This is a genomic window from Cobetia sp. BL01 (assembly GCF_056493605.1).
Genome location: NZ_JBVBEE010000026.1, coordinates 1 through 713, shown reverse-complemented (window position 1 = coordinate 713; position 713 = coordinate 1). Strand labels below are relative to the sequence as shown.

1 rRNA gene is annotated in these 713 nt (G+C 54.7%); it reads right to left on the bottom strand.

Going from position 1 to position 713, the window contains the following annotated elements:
• Positions 1–20: 20 nt before the first annotated feature.
• A 23S ribosomal RNA gene (locus ACZYGA_RS16950) occupies positions 21–713 on the bottom strand; the annotation flags it as partial.

Sequence of the window (713 nt, the reverse complement as noted above, 5' to 3'; positions counted from 1 at the left end):
GCAAACCCCTTGGGTGTTATATGGTCAAGCCTCACGGGCAATTAGTACTGGTTAGCTCAACACATTGCTGTGCTTCCACACCCAGCCTATCAACCTTGTAGTCTTCAAGGGCCCTTCAGGAGGCGCAAGGCCTCAGGGAAGTCTCATCTTGAAGGGGGCTTCCCGCTTAGATGCTTTCAGCGGTTATCCCGTCCGAACGTAGCTACCGGGCAATGCCATTGGCATGACAACCCGAACACCAGAGGTTCGTCCACTCCGGTCCTCTCGTACTAGGAGCAGCTCTTCTCAAACTTCCGACGCCCACGGCAGATAGGGACCGAACTGTCTCACGACGTTCTAAACCCAGCTCGCGTACCACTTTAAATGGCGAACAGCCATACCCTTGGGACCGACTTCAGCCCCAGGATGTGATGAGCCGACATCGAGGTGCCAAACACCGCCGTCGATGTGAACTCTTGGGCGGTATCAGCCTGTTATCCCCGGAGTACCTTTTATCCGTTGAGCGATGGCCCTTCCATACAGAACCACCGGATCACTAGAACCTACTTTCGTACCTGCTCGACGTGTCTGTCTCGCAGTCAAGCACCCTTATGCTCTTGCACTCAATGCACGATTTCCAACCGTGCTGAGGGTACCTTCGTGCTCCTCCGTTACTCTTTAGGAGGAGACCGCCCCAGTCAAACTACCCACCATACACTGTCCTCGATCCGGAT